This is a genomic window from Amycolatopsis echigonensis, assembly GCF_014174495.1.
Lineage (GTDB): Bacteria > Actinomycetota > Actinomycetes > Mycobacteriales > Pseudonocardiaceae > Amycolatopsis > Amycolatopsis echigonensis.
In genome coordinates, this window is the sequence record NZ_JACJHR010000013.1 from 17,072 (window position 1) to 32,477 (window position 15,406).

A 15,406-nucleotide genomic window follows, 5' to 3' on the forward strand; every position below is an offset into this window, starting at 1 on the left:
GACGCTCCTCAGATCCGGTCCGCGAGCAGTTCGATCGGGCCGAGTTTCGGCCCCGGGGTGCGCCGCGCGTCAGTCAGGCAGGCCGCGCACTTCACGACGTCGAACCAGCCGGCCTCGGACAGCACCGGGTACGCCTGCAGCCGGTGCTCCCCGCACTGGGCACAGGCCCCTTCGACCGTCTCCCGGACGACCGACAGCGTCGGTTCGGCCGGGCGTGGATTGGTGATCGCCATTGATCTCTCTCCTTGTTCGCCTCGATGAAGGGCTTTCGTCAGGCCGGGCCGAGGGCGCGGACGGACGCGGCCGTGCCGAGCAGGTCCCGCGCCATCGGCACGAGCTTGAACTTCTGCACTTTTCCGGTGGGGGTCTGCGGCACCTCGTCGGAGCCGAGCACGAACACGTGCCGGGGAACCTTGAACCGCGCCAGGTTCGCCCGGCACGCCTCGATCAGCTCGTCCGGGACCGGCGCGGCGCCCGGTTCCGGGACGACGAACGCGCAGCCCGCCTCGCCCCAGCGGTCGTCCGGGATCCCGACGACGAACGCCTGGCTGACGCCCGGCTGCCCGGACAGGAAGTCCTCGACCTCCTTGGGCATCACGAGTTCGCCGCCGCTTTTGAACACATCCTTCGACCGGCCGGTGATCACCAGCGAGCCATCGTCGAGGAACCGCCCGAGATCGCCCGAATAGAGCCACCCGTCGCGCAACGCGGCGGCGGTCGCGTCGGGACGGCGCCAATAGCCGAGCATGGTCGTCGGCCCGCGCGACACCAGCTCGCCCGCCTCGCCGTCGGCGACCGGCTCCCCGCTCACCGGATCGAGAATCCGGTATTCCGCGATCGGACCGCCCGCGGTGCTCGCCGCACCGCTCGGTTTCGGCCGGCCGACAGTCGACGCGGTCACCTCGAGCGGATCGTCCGGCTGGGTCATCACCGTCGCACCGCCGACCTCGGTCATCCCGTACGCCGTGGTCAGCTCGGCGACCCCCAGCTCGTCCCGGATCCGGTGCCACAGCCAGGTGGGCGCGACCGCCGCCGCGGACAGCATCCGGTCCAAAGAGGACAGATCGGTGCCGGCGCGCGCCGGGTGCTCGACCAACGCGACGCTCATCGTCGGCACCGCCAGCACGTCGTTCACGCCGTGCTGCTCGATCGCCCGGAGGTACTCCCCCGCGTCGAATCTCGGCTGCGGCAGGATCGTCCCGCCGACGAACGTGGCCGCCTGCACGCCTTGCTCGTAAGCGAACATGTGGTAGCAGGGCAGCGCGAAGACCACCCGGTTGCCGTCCGGCAGCGCGCGGCAATAGGCCGAGCCGTACACCTGGCGCAGCAATGCGTCGTGGCTCAGCTGCACGCCTTTCGGCTCGCCAGTGGTGCCCGAGGTGTACATGATGTCCGACATCTCCAGCGGCCCGCGCGTCCCGGTCCGGGCCGTGCCCGGGCTGGCCGCGCCGATCCGCTCCAGCTCCGGCACGTCGACCACGCCCTCGCGGCCCTCGCCCCGGCCTTCCGGATCGAGCGTGAGCACCCGCTCCAGATCGCCGAGCCCGCACCGGCCGGTGCGCTCCCAGCCGGGAGCGAGTTCGTCGAGCATCGCCAGGTAGTCCTGGTCGCGGTAGGAGGTCATCGTGATCAGCACCCGGCAGCACGACTGGCGCAGCACGAACCCGAGTTCCTGGGTGCGGTAGAGATAATTCAGCGGCACCGCCACCGCACCGACGCGCGCGATCGCCAGCTTCAACGGCGCGTACTCCGGGTAATTCGCCAGCAGCAGCCCGACGTGATCGCCTGGCCGGACCCCGAGTGCGGCCAGGCCTTCCGCGAACCGATACGCCCGCCGTCGCACGTCCTCGTAGGTGAAAACCTGCTCGCCCGCGATCACGTACGGCCGGGTGCCGAACCGGGAGGCCGTGTAGTCGAAGTGCTCGTCGAGAGTGCGCGAGCGCCACGGGGCGAACTCGCGTTCGAGATCCGCCCGCCGCTCCGCGATCGACGGCCGGTCCGGCGTCATCGCGGGGTCCCCGCCACTTCGACGGTGCGGTGCACCTTGGACTTCTGGCCGGTGCTCCCCCGGTTCACCCCGACCAGGCCGTTGAGCGCGGGGTTGTTGTTGACCAGGTTCCCCAGCTGCGGCCCGGCGGCGATCATGCCGCCGTCGACGGTGATCACCTCGCCGGTGATGAACTTCGCGTCGTCGCTGGCCAGGAACGACACCACGCCAGCGACGAAATCGGGTTCCCCCGCGTACGGCAGCGGCTGCACGGTGCCCAGCACCGGCTTGAGGTCCTCAGCGGTCAGCCCGATCAGCGGCGTGGTGATGATGCCGGGCGCCACCGCGTTGACCCGGATCCGGTCCGCGGCGTACTCGAAGGCGGCGATCTTGGTCAGATGCTGTACGCCCGCCTTCGCGACCGAGTACGCCTGCACCCCGGCACCGGCCGCGAAAGCGCCCACCGAACCGAAGTTCACGATCGCCCCGCCGGTCCCCTGCGCCCGCATCACCCGCCCGGCGTGCTTGACGCCCAGGAACACGCTGCGCAGCACGACGTCGAAGGTGTAGTCCCAGTCGTCGACCTCGAGTTCGGTCAGCGGGCCGAATGCGCCGCCGACGCCCGCGGCGTTGACGAGCACGTCGAGCTTGCCGAAACTCTCCACCGTCTGCGCGATCGCCGCCTCGAACTGCTCCTCGTCGCTCACGTCGGTGTGCGCGAACCGCACCCGGTCGCCCGCGTCGAACTCGGCGAGCGTGCGCTCGGCGACCTCGCGGTTCAGATCGGCGATGACCACGTCGAAACCCCGGTCCAGGAACCGCGCCACCGACGCCCGGCCCATCCCGCTCGCCCCGCCGGTCACCAGCGCCACTTCGTTGCCCATGTCCTGTCCTTCCGCCTCAGCCGACCAGAAGCTGTTTCACGTCGGTGAATTCGCGGATGCCCTCGGGTCCGCATTCCCGTCCCCAGCCGGACCGCTTCACGCCGCCGAACGGCGCGGCCATGGTCGGGCCGAAGGTGTTGATCGCCACCGATCCCGCACGGATCCGGCGGGCCACGGCGAGCGCACGGTCCGGGTCCGCCGAGAACACGCTCGCCGCCAGGCCGTACTGGGTGCCGTTGGCGATCCGGACCGCGTCGTCCTCGTCCGCATAGGACTGGACGACAGTGACCGGGCCGAATACTTCCTGCTGCACCACGTCGTCCTGCTCGCCCGCGCCCACCAGCAGCGTCGGCTCGTAGTACCAGCCCCGGTCGAACCCGTCCGGCCGCCGTCCGCCGGTCACGACGGTCGCGCCCTGTTCCCGCGCCCGGTCCACTGCCCGCCGCGTGCGGTCCAGCGCGGCGCGGGTCGCGAGCGGCCCGTGGTCGGTGTCCTTCGCGCGCGGTTCGCCGATCCGCAGCCCGCGATAGGCACCGGCCAGCGCCTCCACAATCTCGTCGTGCCGTGATCGGGGCACGACGATCCGCGACAGCGCCGCGCACACCTGGCCCGACCCGCTCATCGCCCCGGCCACCAGCGGCCGCAGCGCCCGGTCCAGCGCGACGTCGTCCAGCAGCACCGCGGGCGATTTGCCGCCCAGCTCGAAAACCGTGCGCGGCAACAGGTCCGCGCTCTGCCGCAGGATGTCCGACGCGGTCGCCGGCCCGCCGGTGAACGAGATCATCTCGAACCGCGGGTCCTGAACCAGCCGTCGGGAGACTTCGGCCCCCGCCGCCAGCACGCTGAGCACTCCGGCCGGGAAACCGGCCGCCGCAGCACACTCCGCCACCAGCCGCATCATCAGCGCCGATTCGGGCGCGGCCTTGAGCACCACCGGCGCACCGGCCAGCAACGCGGGCACGACCTTGCTGCCCACCGTCGCCAGCGGACCGTTGTACGGCAGCACCGCCAGCACGGGGCCGACCGGCTCGCGCTCGATCCGCACTTCTCCGACCGGCGTCGCCCGGGTCTCCGGAGCGAGCGCCTCCTCGGCCGCGTCCAGCGCGGTCTGCCACGCCGCCCGCGCGGCGAACCGGTGCAGCGTCTTGCTCCAGCGCACCGGGATGCCCGATTCGACCGCCCACACGAGACCGATTTCGTCGGATCGTTCTTCCAGCAGGGCGCAAAACCGCCGGCACACCTCGATCCGGCGGCCGATCGGCCACCGCGGCCACGGCCCGGCGAACGCCTCGGCGGCCGCCGCAGCCGCCGCGTCCGCGTCTGCGGCCGCCGGGGCGGCGACCTCGGCCACGATCTCCTCGGTGGCCGGGGACACCACCACCGTGCGGTCCTCGCCGGCCGAGGGCTGCCACTTCCCGCCGATCAGCAGTTCTCCGGGATGGGGCACCCGCAGATCGCCGTCCACGACGAGGTGTTCGCCGCTGTCCACCACACTCATGAGCGCTCCGTTCAGCTGTCGACGGCCTGCTGGTTGACGTCATTCCTCGGGTGCCCGGCAGGGCAGGCGGCCTGCACGACGGTCTGCGCGGCCACGAGACCAGTCACCTCTTCGGGACTGAATCCCCAGTCCCGCAATGCTTTCTCGGTGTGCTCGCCCGGCACGGCGGCCGGCCCGGCCACAGCGGCCGGGGTACGGGCGAAACGCGGTGCGGGCGCGGGCTGAAGCACGCCGTCCACTGGCACGAACGCGTCGCGGGCGATGCTGTGTTCGTGCTTTGGTGCCTCGTCGAGCGTCAGCACCGGGGCGAAACAGGTCTCCCGCGCCCGGAAGATCTCGGCCCAGTGGTCGCGGGTCTTCGTCCGGAAGACGGCGGCGAACCGGCGGCGCAGCTCCGGCCAGCCGCGCTCGTCCTGCTGCTCGGGCAATTCGTCGCCCGCGAGACCGAGCGTGTCCAGCAGGACCGCGTAGAACTTCGGTTCGTTGGCGGCGATCGCGACCCATTTGCCGTCGGCGGTCTCGTACGTGCCGTAGTACGGCGCGCCACCGTCCAAACGGTTCGATTCTCGCTCGTCCCGCCACCACCCAGTCTGGCGCAACCCGTGGAACAACGAACCCAGCAGCAGCGAACCGTCGAGCATCGCGGCGTCGAGCACCTGCCCTTGACCGGACCGAGCCGCCTCGAAGAGGCCCGCCACGATTCCGAACGCCAGCAGCATCCCGCCGCCGCCGTAGTCGCCGACCAGGTTCAGCGGCGGGACCGGCCGTCCGTCCGCCGGGCCGATCGCGTGGAGCAGCCCGCTCAGCGCGAGGTAGTTCAGGTCGTGCCCGGGTGCCTGCGCCAGCGGGCCGTCCTGGCCCCAGCCGGTCATCCGGCCGTACACCAGCCGCGGATTGCGCGCGAGGCACGCGTCCGGGCCGATCCCGAGGCGCTCGGCGACGCCCGGGCGGCTGCCTTCGATCAGCGCGTCCGCCTGCTCGACCAGCCGCAAAACGACCTCGGCGCCGCCTGGGTGTTTCAGATCGACGCCGACCGAACGGCGGCCGCGCAGGGTGGCGAACTCGTAGGACTGCTCGCCCGGGACGTGGTCGCGCACGGCGGCGGCCCGGTCGACCCGGAGCACCTCCGCACCCATGTCCGAGAGCATCATCGCGCACCACGGGCCCGGGCCGATCGAGCCGATCTCGACGACCTTCACCCCTGCCAGCGGCCCGGCCATCAGCTGAACTCGACCGTCTTCTCGACGCCGCGCAACGCTTCGACGGTCTCCTCGACCAGCCGCTCGAGGATTTCCGCCGCGCCGGGCAGGTCGGTGATCATGCCGGCACCGGCGCCCGAGGGCATGCTCATGTGGGTCTTGAGGCGGGCTTTCATCGCCGCGTACTTGAACGGCATGGTCAGCACGCGCTGCACCGGGTACGGGGACAGCTCGTCTTCGTGGCCTTCCCACACTTCCGTGAACCGGTTGCGCAGCATCCGGACGTGCAGGCCGTCGAACAGCAGCGACCGCAGCGTCGAGTCGTACTCGGCCTCCACCACCGCCTGCTTGAACACGTCCTCGGAACCGGACTCCTCGCTCGCCAGGAAGCGCGTGCCGACCCACGCGCCCTGCGCGCCCATCGTCAGGCACGCCGCGATCTGGGCGCCCTTCACCAGCCCGCCCGCGGCGACGACCGGCACCGTCGAGAACTCCAGCACCTCGGCCAGCAGCGTGATCAGCCCGACGTCGCCGGTGTGCCCGCCGCCCTCGGTGCCCTGCACGACGACCACGTCGGTGCCGTTGCGAATGGCGCTGCGGGCGTGCTTCGCCTGCCCGACGATGCTGATCACCTTCGCGCCCCTGGCGTGACAAGCTTCCACCACCCAGGTCGGCGTGCCCAGCGCGCACGCGATCACCTCGACCCCGTGGTCGAGCGAGATTTCCAACTTTTTCTTGTTGTCCGCCAGGCTGATCGCCTGGTCGGTGGTCGCGGTGACCTCGATGCCGCGCTCGTCCAGCTCCGCCTTGAGCTGCCGGAGCGGACCGGGCAGCTCCGGAACGTCCACATCGGACAGTCCCTTCGGCGCGTTCGCCGGGAACCCGAGGTCCACGCACAGCGGGCCGTCGCTGAGCTCGCGGAACAGCCGGATCTCCTCGTCGACCTGCTCCGGCGTGATGTCGATGCCGCCGATGGAGCCGAGGCCGCCCGCGTTCGAGACCGCGGCGGCGAGCCGTCCGTAGGCCACGTTGCCCATGCCTGCCTGCAGGATCGGCACGTCGATCCCCAGCTGCTCGCAAAGCGGGGTCCGCAGGGTGGGCGACATGGGCTCCTCCTCCGTGCCGCCCCGCGGCCGACGGACGCGAGGCGAGGGATGATCGATAATATTGAATATATTTTCGTCAGGCAACCGGAGCGACGCTGCGGCTTCCGGCGACGAGGGTTTTTCTAGCACCCTTTCGAAAACAGTGCAAGACCTGCCCCGTCTTGCCGAATTCTTCGAGCAACCGGTAGATTTTCCCCGTGTGGAAGGCGGCCAGGTGACGAAAGCGGACAGCGGGGACCGGGAGCGCAAGTCGGACCGGACCCGGAGGAGAATCCTGGACGCGGCAGCGGACCTGTTGAGCCGCAAGGGTTTCGACGGCACCCGCGTCTCGGAGATCGCGGCGCTGGCGCAGCTGCGGGTGCCCGCGGTCTACTACTACTTCGACTCGCGGGAGGCGATCCTCGAGGAGGTCGTCAACATCGGCGACCGGATGGCGGTGGACAACGTCCGGGCCCGGCTGGCCGCGCTCCCGCCGGAGGCGACCGCGATGGACCGGATCTGCGCGGCCTACGCCGGCCATCTCGAGATGGTGCTGAAGGAATCGGCCTACACCGCGGCCGCGATGCGCACCCTCGGCCAGCTTCCCCCGGACATCCGGGCCCGGCAACTGGAGCACCAGCGCGAGACCGGCCAGTTGTGGCGCGACCTCATCCAGGCCGGCGTCGACGACGGGGAAATCGACCCCGGCCTCGACCCCCGGGCAGCACGGATGTTCCTGCTCGGCGCGGTCAACTGGGCCACCGAATGGTGGAACCCGGAGCGCGGCAGCCTGGACGACATCCTGGCGACGGCGCAACGGCTCATCCGCAACGCGCTGTCCGGCCCCGGCGCCGCGTCTCCCCCAGGCACTGCCGCTCAGGGGGCCGCCTCTCCCTCGGGCGCTGCCGCGCAGGGGGCCGCGCTGTCGCCGGTGTTCTCCCCGCCCCAGCTCTGAGCGGGACCGCACTGCCTTTCCAGGCGGTCTGTTCGTGGCAGTTCCTCGTTGCTGTCCGGATGGGGACGCCATCCGGACAGCAACGGAGCAAGCGGACACTATGCCCGGAAGATCGTCTTGTACTCCAGGTACGCGTCCACGCTCTGCGGACCCAGCTCCCGGCCGATCCCGCTGTTCTTCACGCCTCCGAACGGCGTTTCGATCGGCAGGGTCGAGGTGTTCACCCCGACGCTGCCAGTCACGATCCGGCGGGCCACCTCGGTCGCCCGGTCCCGGTCGGGAGAGAAGACTCCCCCGCCGAGGCCGTATTCGGAGTCGTTCGCGATCGCGACCGCTTCGTCCACCGTCCGGTACGGCATCACGGTCAGCACCGGGCCGAAGATCTCCTCGCGGGCGATGCGCATGTCGTTCGTGACACCGCGGAAGATCGTCGGCGAGACGTAATACCCGCGGTCGAACGGGCGGCCGCCGCCGATCACCAGTTCGGCGCCCTCCGCTTTGCCGAGTTCGATGTACGACTCCACTCGTTCCCGTTGCGTCGCGTTCACCAGCGGGCCGAAGAACACCGTCGGATCGAGCGGATCGCCCTGCGGGATCCCGGACATCGTCGCCGCGAGCATGTCCACGACCTCGTCGTAGCGCGACTCCGGAGCCAGCACCCGGGTCAGCGCCCGGCAGGTCTGCCCGGTGTTCGGCGCGCAGGCCGAGAGCACCAGCGGACGGAAGGCGTCGAGATCGACGTCGTCGAGCAGGATGCCCGCCGACTTGCCGCCCAGTTCCAGCGTGACGTGTTTCAGCTGTTTCGCGCACTCGGCGGCGATCGCCTTGCCCGCCACGGTGGAGCCGGTGAACGCCACCTTGTGCACGCCGGGATGCGCCACCAGGGCCGCGCCGGTTTCGCGTCCGCCGGTCACGATGTTCACGACGCCCTCGGGGATTCCCGCAGCGGCGACGATTTCCGCGAAGACGAACGCGTCCAGCGACGTCTCCGGAGCCGGTTTGATCACCGCGGTGCAACCGGCCGCCAGCGCTGGGCCGAGTTTCCAGGCGATGAGCGGCTGCGGACCGTTCCACGGGGTGATGGCCCCGACCACGCCGACCGGTTCGCGCAGCACGATCGCGTCGCCGCTTGCCGTCGTGACGTGTTCCTCGACCGAAAGCTTCTCCGCCAGTGAAGCGAAGTACCGGTAGCAGACCGGCACCTGGCTCTGCATCGCGCGGGTGATGCTGATCGGCGTGCCGTTCTGCCGCGTGACCAGCTCCGAGATCTCGTCGGAACGCTTCTCGAACTCGTCCGCGAGTGCGCGCAGGTAACCGGCGCGAGTGGCGGGCGACAGGGCCGACCACGAACCCAGAGCGGCGCTGGCGGCGGACACGGCGGTGTCGACGGTCGCCGCGTCGCTGTCCATAATGGACCCGATCACTTCTTCCGTCGCCGGGTTGATCACGTCGATCATGCCGCACCTCCGGGCTTGACCTGGTTCAGCAGCGCCGAGACGTCCTCGACGTTCCGCAGATCGAAGACCGATTGGACGATCGCGTCCGGATCTGCCACTACGCCCTCCACGTTGTGCCGGAACTTGGCGACGAGTTCGTCATCAGTCATGTACGTGGCCCGGTCGGGCGACGGGCTGCCTTTCGGGTAGGCACGCTCGCCGCGGTAGGTGGTGCCGCGAGCCTGGACCTCGACCAGCGAACGGCGGGCGGCCGGGTTGTTCTTCAGCGCCTCCGTGTAGTCCGGGTGCGCCTTGAACTCGGCCTTCTTCGTCAAGTCGAGGACCGACGGGTTCAGCACCGCTTCCGGGGTCTGCCAGTCCTTGCCCGGCGCGATCCGGTGCGCGGCGAGGGCGAGGCCGTGCGTCATGCTGAACTGCGCGTCGCGCGGGTTGCGGATGGTTTCGTTCACCCACACCGGCTGCTGCACGAAGCTCTCGCCGTACGCGGTGATCGCGTCGATCTCGTCGGGGCGGAGGTCGTTCGTTTCGACGATCTCGGTCAGCGCGTCGAACAGCGCGTGCATGACCCGGCAGTGCGGGTACGGCTTGAACGACTGGAACGGCGTGAACGTCCATTGGCTGCCGAGGTCCGCGGTGATCGGCGCCGGTTCCCAGCGGGAGGTGCCGATGAAGCGCGGGAAGCCGTACTCGCGGTCGTCGAGCATCTGCCGGTCGCCGGTGTGCCCGCGTTCGGCGAGGTTGGCGGCGGTGACCGCGGACAGTGCCATCCCGCCGGCCAGCTGGTATTTGATCGTGGTGGCCGGGGCGTGCATCATCCACGCGCGCTGCGTGTTGGTCGGTACGGTCGAGCCCATGATGCCGAGCGCGTCGGCCAGAGTTTCGCTGTCGAAGCCCTTCACCACGCCGACCGCCGCCGCGGCACCGAAAAGCGTGCTGCTGTACCCGATGATGTCGGGGATGGTGACGACGCCGTCCTTGATGTCGCGCAGGTAGTCAGTCGCTTTCCCGATCCGGTACGACATCTCGTGCGCCACCGCGATCGCCTCGAGCAGCTTCGCACCGGACACCCGCAACGATTCCGCGGTGGCCAGCGCACCGGGAAGCACATACGGCGTGACATGGCCGGGCGGCAGAACCGCGTCCTGGTCGAGCGCGTTGATCAGTTCGGCATTGGCGAACGCCGCGGCGGGAACCGAAGTCTTCGTGCCGGTGCCGAGGATCGACGCCGGTCCGGTCGAGCCGCCGAGGTACCGCGCGTAGTCGACCCCGCGCTGCGCGCCTTCGTCGTCCAGCGACGCGACCGCGCAGCCCAGCGAGTCGAGCAGGATGCGCTGGGATTCGCGGACGACGTCGTCGGGGAATCCCCGGGCGTCGGCACCCGCGGCGAACGCCGCGAGCTGCTCGATGATCGTTGCCATGCCTGCTCCTCGTTGATGTCGGCTGGGCCCATCGGGCGGGCGGCGCGCGAGTCCCGGCGGGAGCGGCTCACGGCCGTCGCTCGCCCGGAACTGTAGAAAAAACATAATATCAAACCGACACCTGTGGTCAAGGCCGCCGAAGCTCCGACCGGCTGAGCTGCGGCGACACCCTTGACGGATCGCATTTTGTACATAATGCTTCGCATCCCTCCCCTTCCCTGACGAAAGAGGTGCCCATGGCGGACACCGGGGCGACAGCCGTGTCCATGCGCCGGATCGCGATCGCGAGCGGGACCGGCACGGTGATCGAGTATTACGATTTCTTCATCTTCGCGACGGCCGCGGCGCTCGTGTTCCCGAAGGCGTTCTTCCCCGCGCTGGGCCCGGCGGCCGGCACGGTGGCCTCGTTCGCGACCCTGGGAGTGGCATTCGTGGCCCGGCCGCTCGGGTCGATCCTTTTCGGACACTTCGGCGACCGGCTCGGCCGCAAGCGCACCCTCGTGATGACCCTGCTGATCATGGGTCTCTCGACGGCGCTGGTCGGGCTCGTCCCGACGGCGGGGCACATCGGCGTCGCCGCGCCGATCCTGGTGATCGTCCTGCGCGTCCTGCAGGGACTCGCACTCGGCGGCGAGTGGACCGGTGCGACGTTGCTGGCGGCGGAGAACGCGCCCAAGGCGCGCCGCGGGTTCTGGTCGATGTTCGGCTCGCTCGGCGGGTCGATCGGGTACGTGCTGGCCAGCGCCACCTACCTGCTCATCAACGCGACGATGTCCGAGCAGGCGTTCCTGTCCTACGGCTGGCGGATCCCCTTCATCGCCAGCTTCGTGCTCGTCGGCGTCGGCCTGTTCGTCCGGGTGAAGGTCGACGAAACCCCGGCGTTCGAAGGCGAAATCGCCCGCGGCGGCGCGGCGCGGGCCCCGTTCGCCGAGGCGCTGCGGCAGCAGCCGCGCGAGGTGACGTTCGCCTCCGGCCTGCTCGTGATGGTGTTCGCGTTCTACTACCTCGCGGTCAGCTATCTGATCAATTACGGAACGACGGTGCTCAAGCTGAGCCGCCCGACGGTCCTGACGATCGGCATCCTGGCCGGCGCGGTGTTCGGGGTCGCGATCGTGCTGGGCGCGGCGGTTTCCGACCGGATCGGCCGTCGCAAGGTGATCATCGCGGGCAACGCGGTCGCGATCGGCTGGGCGCTCGCGCTGTTCCCGATCCTGGACTCCGCCTCGGCGCTGACCTTCGCGATCGGTTCCTGCGTGACGACCTTCATCGCCGGATTCGCCTACGGCCCGGTGGGCGCGTTCATGCCGGAACTGTTCCGCACCCGGTACCGCTACAGCGCGACGGGCTTCTCGTACAACGTGGCCGGGGTCCTGGGCGGCGCGGTGCCGCCGGTCGTCGCGGCGGCGATCACGGCGGCGTACGGGCAGTTCGCGCTCGGGGCGTTCCTCGCGATCCTGAGCGTGATCGGACTGGTCTGCGCACTCGCGTTGCGGGAGCGGCGGCAGGTGGACCTCGCCGAGCCGGCCCCTCAGGTCACGACGAGCTGAACCGCCGCTGATGCGCCCTGCCGAACCTGGCGGGGCGCATCAGCGTATCCGCAGTGCTTTGATCCGGTTGTACAGCGTCGACCGGCTGATCCCCAATGCCTTCGCCGCCGCCAGCTTGTTGCCGCCCGCGGCCTCGATCGCCGACAGGATCACTTCCCGTTCGGCCCGGTCGAAAGGCGAGTCGAGCGCCGCTCCGCCGCGGCACGAAGGCGGGAGGTCTGCCGGGACGACGTCGCCGGCCGAACGCAGCTCCGCCGCCGAGCGCACGACCCGGCGCAGTTCGGCGAGATTGCCCGGCCACGGCTGGGCCGCCAGCAACCGCAAGGACTCCGGCGTGAACCTGGCGCGGCTTTCCTCGGCCAGCATGCGTTGTGCCAGCCGCGGAATCTCGTGGCGACGGACGCGCAACGGCACCAAGTCCCGGCGGTCGCCGCAGCTTGCCGCGATCGGTGCGTGGACGCTCGCGAGGTGCTCTCCCGGAGTGGACGTCAGCGCCAGGCGGCGTCGCGAAGTCCGGGTCCGCACTGCCACCAAGGCGGCCAGCGGCTCGGACAGCAGCTGGATGTTCTCGACGACCACCGGCGGGCCGTCGCCGTCCAGCAGACCGCTGGCCTGCGCCGCCCAGTCGTCCGCGCCCACCCGGACGATCTCGACCGCGTCCAGCACAGCCGCGGCAGGCCCGGTTGCCTGACGCGCCATGGTCGTCCGGCCCGTGCCCGGCTCGCCCACGATCAGCAACGGCCACCGCACCGGTGCCGCGACGCGGGGGCGGTCGTCCGTTTCGAGCGCGAGCTCGACGACCGTTCCTTCCGTGCCCTCGACTGCCGCCCAGCTGAGCCGCACCGCGTGCCCCGACGCCAACGTGAGCCGCGCGTCCTCGCCGCCGTCTTCGAGACACGCCTGGACCGCGGCGTGGTCGGACGGATCGAGCAGATCAAGCGCGGGCTGGGTGGCCAGCACGAGTCCGTGCCCGACGACCAGCACCCGGCGATCCCGGCGGCGCGCCGCGGCTTGGAACGCGGCGAGCAGCCGTCGCTGTGCCTCGGAAGCGTCGGCCTGCAGCCGGTTTTCGATTTCCGCGACCAGATGGCGCACCAGCGGCGGGGCCAGCCGGTCGTCCCGGTTCACCGGCACGGCGAAGTCGAGCACACCCGCGACGCGGCGGGTGCCGGGATGAACGATCGGATGCCCGAAGCAGGTGAACCCGTGGAACGCGGGCATCGCGTGCTCGGGGCCGCGCAACAGCAGACTCCGGCGGGTCTCCAGCGGCGTGCCGATCGCGTTGGTGCCGACGTCGTCCTCCCCGAGCCGCACGCCCGGCACAACCCCGAGCCCGGTGACCTCCCGGCCGAACGAGCGCTCGCCGTACCGGATGTCGACGACGCGCGCGCGGCTGTCCGCGAGCAGCATCGCGACCGGATTGCCGCGGAGATCCGCCTGCACCCGGTCGAGGACCGGACCCGCCGCGCGCGCCAGGGCGCCGGCCGGCCCGGTCATCGGACGGCCGGTGCCAGCAGTGGCAGCTCAGTCATGAAACATAATATTTCATGTGCATGTCCAGCTGGTCAACGACAACGGGCGGCTCAGTACAAGGTGTAGCCGCCGTCGACGGGGACAGCCACATCGCCGCCTGCGCCTGCTCGAACCGGTTGGCAGCCGTCGCGCAGCGCGACCGTCTTCTCGTACTCGGGATTGAGCTTCAGGTACTCCAGGTACATCGGCGGTCGCGCGGTGGACGGTCGGCCAGCTTCTTGCCGTTGTTCGGCACGCCCGCGCGGTTGAATGCGCCGTCCGAAGGTGTCCAACTCCCTGGACCTCAACCGTCGAAGACCACCGTCGAAGCGTCCACCGCGGCACCGCCACCGTCGGCCACCAGCACGTGGCCGGTGACCATCGACGCGTCTCCGGAAGCGAGGAAAGCGCAGCAGGCCGCGATTTCCTCCGGCTCCGCGACCCGGCGCAGCGGAACGTGCGCCGCGCTCAGTGCGTACGCCTCCTCCAGGCTGATGCCTTCGCGCTCGGCGAGGTAGCCCATGCTCCCTGCCGCGAGGGCGGTCCGGACAAAGCCCGGGCAGACCGCGTTCACGCGCACGCCCTTCGGTCCGTAATCCCGGGCGAGCCAGCGCGTGAGGCCGATGATCGCCGCCTTGGCCGCGGTGTACCCGGCGGCTCCGGGCGGACCGGCGATCAGGCCCGCCGTCGAGGCGAACAGGACCAGGGAGCCCGCGCTGGCCGCCAGGTGCGGGAGCACTTCTCCGGCCAGGTAGAACGATCCGTGCAGGTTCACATCGAGCGCGCGGTGGTACGAGTCGACGTGCTTCGGGCTCGCTCCCCCGCCGATCGCCGCGCCCTGCGTCGCGATCACCGTGTCCAGGCCGCCCAGCTCCTCGACCGCTCGCGCGACCAGTGCGTGGACGGCTTCGCGGTTTGTGCCGTCGGCCGGGATGGCGATCGCGCCCGTGTCGCACGCGACCTTCTCCAGGCGCTCTTCGTTGATATCGGTGACGACGAGCTTCGCGCCGTCGTCCGCCAGCCGTCGCGCGGTCGCGGAGCCGACGCCGCCCGCGGCACCGGTGATCAGCGCGAGCTCGGGCTTGGCGCGTCGGGGTGGATAGGCCATGGGAAGCTCCCAGTCATCGAGAGGCGAGGAAGAACGGGCTGACCGGCTTCAGGAACATCGCCGCGAACGGCGGGATCATGAAGTCCGGCAACACCATTTCCCCGGAGATCAGCTGCCGCTTCACCTCCGCGCGGAACCCCTCGAGGTCCCCGGCGATTTCGTAGATCGCCAGATGCCCGAGATCGGGGGTCTCGACGCCGGGCAGCGGCTTGACGTCGGAGACCTCGAACCGTTGTGCGCGGAGCATTCCCGGCGCGGACATGATCTGCGGGATGTGTTCCTCGTCGTACCATTTCGCGAACGTCGCGTCGTCGCCGGTGTGACGGCTCCACGCGAAGAACAAATGCCGGTCGTCGAGGTTTTCCGCCTCGGCGAACGCGTCGGAGAGGAACGGCTCGCTCACCGCGTCGAGGAACAATGCCTGGAACGGCCGGTTCATGAAGTCGGGCAGCACCATTTCCCCGGAGATCAGCTTGCGCTTGACCTCCTCGCGGAACGGCTGCGCCGACCCCTCCATCTCGTAGATCGCGAGATGCCCGAAATCGAGCGCGCGCACGCCCGGCAGCGGTTTGGTGTCCGCCAGCAGGAACCGTTGCGCTCCCACCATTCCCGGCACGTCCATCACCTGCGGGATGTGCTCGTCGTCGTACCATTTCGCGTAGGTGTCGTAGTCCGTGCGGTACGTGCTCCACGCGAAGAACAGGCTCCGGCTGTCGAAAGTCGGGGCTGCCATGTGTTCTCTCCTTCGGTTCCCGC

The 15,406-nt window shown here is 70.2% G+C and carries 14 protein-coding genes; 2 read left to right on the forward strand and 12 right to left on the reverse strand.

Going from position 1 to position 15,406, the window contains the following annotated elements; all coding sequences use genetic code 11:
- Window positions 1–8: 8 nt before the first annotated feature.
- From H5411_RS11640 to H5411_RS11665, 6 genes are read right to left on the reverse strand one after another with little or no spacing between them, the layout of a single operon-like run.
- Window positions 9–233, reverse strand: coding sequence for a hypothetical protein (locus tag H5411_RS11640; protein ID WP_101439995.1), 225 nt, complete (start codon window positions 231–233; stop codon window positions 9–11).
- 38 nt (window positions 234–271) lie between these two features.
- The gene (locus H5411_RS11645; RefSeq protein ID WP_183123743.1) at window positions 272–2,008 is read right to left on the reverse strand and encodes a class I adenylate-forming enzyme family protein; all 1,737 of its coding nucleotides are present in this window, start codon (window positions 2,006–2,008) and stop codon (window positions 272–274) included.
- The gene (locus H5411_RS11650) at window positions 2,005–2,871 is read right to left on the reverse strand and encodes an SDR family NAD(P)-dependent oxidoreductase (protein ID WP_183123744.1); all 867 of its coding nucleotides are present in this window, start codon (window positions 2,869–2,871) and stop codon (window positions 2,005–2,007) included. The genes H5411_RS11645 and H5411_RS11650 overlap by 4 nt, the downstream gene beginning before the upstream one ends.
- A 16-nt stretch (window positions 2,872–2,887) precedes the next feature.
- Window positions 2,888–4,369: an aldehyde dehydrogenase family protein gene (locus H5411_RS11655; protein ID WP_183123745.1), complete on the reverse strand. Its 1,482-nt coding sequence runs from the start codon at window positions 4,367–4,369 to the stop codon at window positions 2,888–2,890.
- Window positions 4,370–4,380: 11 nt separating this feature from the next.
- Window positions 4,381–5,589 carry a CaiB/BaiF CoA transferase family protein gene (locus tag H5411_RS11660; RefSeq protein WP_183123746.1) on the reverse strand — a complete coding sequence of 403 codons (1,209 nt, stop codon included), beginning with the start codon at window positions 5,587–5,589 and terminating at the stop codon, window positions 4,381–4,383.
- Window positions 5,589–6,674, reverse strand: a complete 1,086-nt coding sequence (locus H5411_RS11665) for an NAD(P)H-dependent flavin oxidoreductase (RefSeq protein WP_220816823.1) — start codon at window positions 6,672–6,674, stop codon at window positions 5,589–5,591. The genes H5411_RS11660 and H5411_RS11665 overlap by 1 nt, the downstream gene beginning before the upstream one ends.
- Window positions 6,675–6,888: 214 nt before the next feature.
- On the opposite strand from H5411_RS11665, the gene H5411_RS11670 reads away from it, so the two are divergent.
- Complete coding sequence (locus H5411_RS11670) at window positions 6,889–7,608, forward strand: TetR/AcrR family transcriptional regulator (protein ID WP_312878136.1); 720 nt, start codon at window positions 6,889–6,891, stop codon at window positions 7,606–7,608.
- 98 nt (window positions 7,609–7,706) lie between these two features.
- Here H5411_RS11670 and H5411_RS11675 read toward each other — a convergent pair whose 3' ends face one another.
- Together H5411_RS11675 and H5411_RS11680 are read right to left on the reverse strand one after the other, a co-directional pair.
- Window positions 7,707–9,065: an aldehyde dehydrogenase gene (locus H5411_RS11675; RefSeq protein WP_183123748.1), complete on the reverse strand. Its 1,359-nt coding sequence runs from the start codon at window positions 9,063–9,065 to the stop codon at window positions 7,707–7,709.
- A complete protein-coding gene (locus H5411_RS11680; RefSeq protein ID WP_183123749.1) occupies window positions 9,062–10,483 on the reverse strand; it encodes an MmgE/PrpD family protein in 1,422 nt (473 codons plus the stop codon). The genes H5411_RS11675 and H5411_RS11680 overlap by 4 nt, the downstream gene beginning before the upstream one ends.
- A gap of 236 nt (window positions 10,484–10,719) precedes the next feature.
- Here H5411_RS11680 and H5411_RS11685 point away from each other — a divergent pair, with 236 nt between their 5' ends.
- Window positions 10,720–12,030 carry an MFS transporter gene (locus H5411_RS11685; protein WP_183123750.1) on the forward strand — a complete coding sequence of 437 codons (1,311 nt, stop codon included), beginning with the start codon at window positions 10,720–10,722 and terminating at the stop codon, window positions 12,028–12,030.
- A 39-nt stretch (window positions 12,031–12,069) separates the two neighbouring features.
- Here the strand turns inward: H5411_RS11685 and H5411_RS11690 are convergent, their stop codons facing one another.
- From H5411_RS11690 to H5411_RS11705, 4 genes are all read right to left on the reverse strand, one after another.
- Window positions 12,070–13,527 (reverse strand): helix-turn-helix domain-containing protein, encoded by a 1,458-nt coding sequence (locus H5411_RS11690; RefSeq protein WP_183123751.1) that lies wholly within the window; start codon window positions 13,525–13,527, stop codon window positions 12,070–12,072.
- An 86-nt stretch (window positions 13,528–13,613) separates the two neighbouring features.
- Entirely contained in the window at window positions 13,614–13,835 is a 222-nt protein-coding gene (locus tag H5411_RS11695) for a hypothetical protein (RefSeq protein ID WP_183123752.1), read from the reverse strand.
- Between the two features lie 11 nt (window positions 13,836–13,846).
- Entirely contained in the window at window positions 13,847–14,650 is an 804-nt protein-coding gene (locus tag H5411_RS11700) for an SDR family NAD(P)-dependent oxidoreductase (protein ID WP_183123753.1), read from the reverse strand.
- 13 nt (window positions 14,651–14,663) lie between these two features.
- On the reverse strand, window positions 14,664–15,383 hold the full coding sequence (locus H5411_RS11705) for a hypothetical protein (RefSeq protein WP_183123754.1): 720 nt from the start codon (window positions 15,381–15,383) through the stop codon (window positions 14,664–14,666).
- Window positions 15,384–15,406 lie beyond the last annotated feature (23 nt).

Bases quoted from the DNA above. Each gene is read 5' to 3' on its own strand.
- H5411_RS11640 (WP_101439995.1), bottom strand. From the start codon at position 233: ATGGCGATCACCAATCCACGCCCGGCCGAACCGACGCTGTCGGTCGTC.
- H5411_RS11645 (WP_183123743.1), bottom strand. From the start codon at position 2,008: ATGACGCCGGACCGGCCGTCGATCGCGGAGCGGCGGGCGGATCTCGAA.
- H5411_RS11650 (WP_183123744.1), bottom strand. From the start codon at position 2,871: ATGGGCAACGAAGTGGCGCTGGTGACCGGCGGGGCGAGCGGGATGGGC.
- H5411_RS11655 (WP_183123745.1), bottom strand. From the start codon at position 4,369: ATGAGTGTGGTGGACAGCGGCGAACACCTCGTCGTGGACGGCGATCTG.
- H5411_RS11660 (WP_183123746.1), bottom strand. From the start codon at position 5,589: ATGGCCGGGCCGCTGGCAGGGGTGAAGGTCGTCGAGATCGGCTCGATC.
- H5411_RS11665 (WP_220816823.1), bottom strand. From the start codon at position 6,674: ATGTCGCCCACCCTGCGGACCCCGCTTTGCGAGCAGCTGGGGATCGAC.
- H5411_RS11675 (WP_183123748.1), bottom strand. From the start codon at position 9,065: ATGATCGACGTGATCAACCCGGCGACGGAAGAAGTGATCGGGTCCATT.
- H5411_RS11680 (WP_183123749.1), bottom strand. From the start codon at position 10,483: ATGGCAACGATCATCGAGCAGCTCGCGGCGTTCGCCGCGGGTGCCGAC.
- H5411_RS11685 (WP_183123750.1), top strand. From the start codon at position 10,720: ATGGCGGACACCGGGGCGACAGCCGTGTCCATGCGCCGGATCGCGATC.
- H5411_RS11690 (WP_183123751.1), bottom strand. From the start codon at position 13,527: ATGACCGGGCCGGCCGGCGCCCTGGCGCGCGCGGCGGGTCCGGTCCTC.
- H5411_RS11700 (WP_183123753.1), bottom strand. From the start codon at position 14,650: ATGGCCTATCCACCCCGACGCGCCAAGCCCGAGCTCGCGCTGATCACC.
- H5411_RS11705 (WP_183123754.1), bottom strand. From the start codon at position 15,383: ATGGCAGCCCCGACTTTCGACAGCCGGAGCCTGTTCTTCGCGTGGAGC.